This is a genomic window from Caulobacter sp. P1_B12_2, from assembly GCF_056406675.1.
Window position 1 is genome coordinate 1 of the sequence record NZ_JBFTZS010000588.1, and the last position, 2345, is coordinate 2345.

Genomic DNA, 2345 nt, shown 5'->3' on the forward strand with positions numbered 1-2345 from the left:
AGTTGTCATCCCGGACGAGCGCGCAGCGCGAAGATCCGGGACCGATGCCTGAGCGCATGCGCTTCCGGCGATCCCGGATCTGCGCTTCGCTTGTCCGGGATGACAAGCTTTGTTGAGCATGGACATCATTGGACCGGCTCCAACGGCTCGGCCCGGGTCCGCAGATAGATGTCCGAGAACGCCTCCATCTGCCGCGCCTCCAGAATGCCCTCCTTCACCAGCTCCAGGCTGGCCGACAGGGTCGAGGCCAGGTAGCTGGCGGGGCTGGGACCGTCGGGGTCTTCCTCCCAGCGGCCGACCGGGGCGACGCCCGACAGGGTGGTCCAGTCCATCATTTCCGGCAGCAGGTCGCGCAGGCGGTCGCGGGCGTCCTCAAGCGGATAGGCCTGGGGCGGGCGCGGCGCATAGTGGCGTCCGTGGTCGCGCTTTCGCTGGGTGATGTAGGCGGTCATCAGGGCGTAGAGGTCGCCCTCGAACCGGGTCGAGGAGACGATCTTCACCGCCTCGGGATCGCCGCGCATGAAGACGTCGCGCTGGAGGATCGGCTGTTCCTTCAGGGCCTCGACAGCCTGGCGCATCACGTCCAGCTTGGCCAGGCGGAAGGCCAGCTGGGCGGCCATCTCCTCGGCCGGCGGCTCCTCGGCCTTGGGGCGCTCGGGCTTGGGCAGCAGCAGGCGGGATTTCAGATAGGCCAGCCAGGCGGCCATCACCAGATAGTCGGCGGCCAGCGAGAAGCGCACGCGGCGGGCCTGCTGGACGAAGGCCAGGTACTGCTCGGCCAGCTTGGTGATCGACAGCTGCAGCAGGTCGACCTTCTGGCTGCGCGCCAGGGCCAGCAGCACGTGCAGCGGGCCTTCGTAGCCGTCGATGTCGATGACGAGCGCGGCGCCGTCTTCGGCCGCTTCGTTGGCCGCTTCGAAGTCCAGAGTGGGCTGGAAGCCCGTGCTCACGCAAACTCACCGTTGAAGGCGGCGTCGAAGCGGGCGCGGGCCTGGGCCACGTCCAGCGGCTCGGGAACCTTGACCAGCCGGCCCATGACCGCCTGGACCCGGCGCTTGGCCTCGCGCGACAGCTTGCCGACGCCGGACATCACCGCCTTCATCTCGGCCATGTCGCCGTTGCAGTGCAGGACCACGTCGCAGCCGGCGGCCAGGCTGTCCTTAGCGCGCTGCTTGAAGTCGCCCGACAGCGCCTTCATCGACAGGTCGTCGCTCATCAGAAGGCCGTCGAAGCCGATCGACTCGCGAATGATCTTCTTGATGGCCTTCCTCGACGTCGTCGCCGGGCGGCCGCGGTCGATGGCCGTGTAGACGACGTGGGCGGTCATCGCCATCGGCATGTCGGACAGCACCCGGAACGGCGCGAAGTCGCGGGCGTCCAGCTCGGCCAGCTTGGCCTTCACGACCGGCAGCTCCAGGTGGCTGTCGCTCAGGGCGCGGCCGTGGCCAGGGATGTGCTTGATGATCGGCAGCACGCCGCCGGCCAAGAGGCCCTCGGCGGCGGCGCGGCCAAGGGTGRCCACCTGCTCGGGCGTGTCGCCATAGGCGCGGTCGCCGATGATCTCGTGGCCTTGCGGGTCCGGCACGTCCAGCACCGGCACGCAGTCGACATTGATGCCCAGGTCCAGCAGGTCGTGGGCGATCAGCCGCGCGCCCAGGCGGGTGACCTCACGGGCCACCAGCGGGTCGTTGGCCGCCAGCGCGCCGTAGGCCGCGCCCGGCGGATATTTTTTCCAGTGGGGGGCTCCAAGGCGAGCGACGCGGCCGCCCTCCTGGTCGATCAGGATCGGGGCGTCGGGACGGCCGACCGTCTCGCGCAACGCCGCCGTCAGGGCCCGGACCTGGTTGGGATCGGCGATGTTGCGCTTGAACAGGATGAAGCCCCACGGCTTCACGTCCCGGAAGAACGCGGCCTCTTCCGCTGTCAGGGTGGTCCCGGCGCAGCCGAGGATGGCGGCGGAGATGGTGGCCATGCGCCCTGCTCCCTTACTTCACGAAGCAGGATTTGCCGGCGGCGGTCAGGGCGTCGCAGAACGCCTTGGCCTCGGCGCGGCTGGCGAAACCGGTGACGGCGGTGCGGTAGAGGGTCGACCCGTTCTTGTCGATCGCCTCGACCCGCTTGCCCTTGCCTGCGGCCATGCCCGGCGCGATGCGGGCGGCGTCGGACCAGGCCTTGTCGGCCAGGGCGGTCGAGGACAGGGCGCCGATCTGCACGCTGGCCGGGCCGCCGGCCGAAGCGGCGGGGGCCGGCGCGGCGGCGGGCTTGGTTGCGACCGTGACCGGCTTGGCGGCCGGGGTCGTCGCCCGGGGCGAGACGGCGGCGGTGGCCAGGCTCTCGATGCTCGG

At 70.3% G+C, this 2345-nt stretch carries 3 protein-coding genes; all 3 read right to left on the reverse strand.

The features are described from left to right. Positions 1-125: 125 nt before the first annotated feature. Positions 126-950, reverse strand: coding sequence for a segregation and condensation protein A (locus tag AC1DZ6_RS23685; RefSeq protein ID WP_477099556.1), 825 nt, complete (start codon positions 948-950; stop codon positions 126-128). After that, on the reverse strand, positions 947-1972 hold the full coding sequence (gene nagZ, locus AC1DZ6_RS23690; RefSeq protein ID WP_477099557.1) for a beta-N-acetylhexosaminidase: 1026 nt from the start codon (positions 1970-1972) through the stop codon (positions 947-949). The genes AC1DZ6_RS23685 and nagZ overlap by 4 nt, the downstream gene beginning before the upstream one ends. 13 nt (positions 1973-1985) lie before the next feature. Beyond that, positions 1986-2345: SPOR domain-containing protein (locus tag AC1DZ6_RS23695; protein ID WP_477099558.1), on the reverse strand; the 360-nt coding region annotated here is incomplete at its 5' end.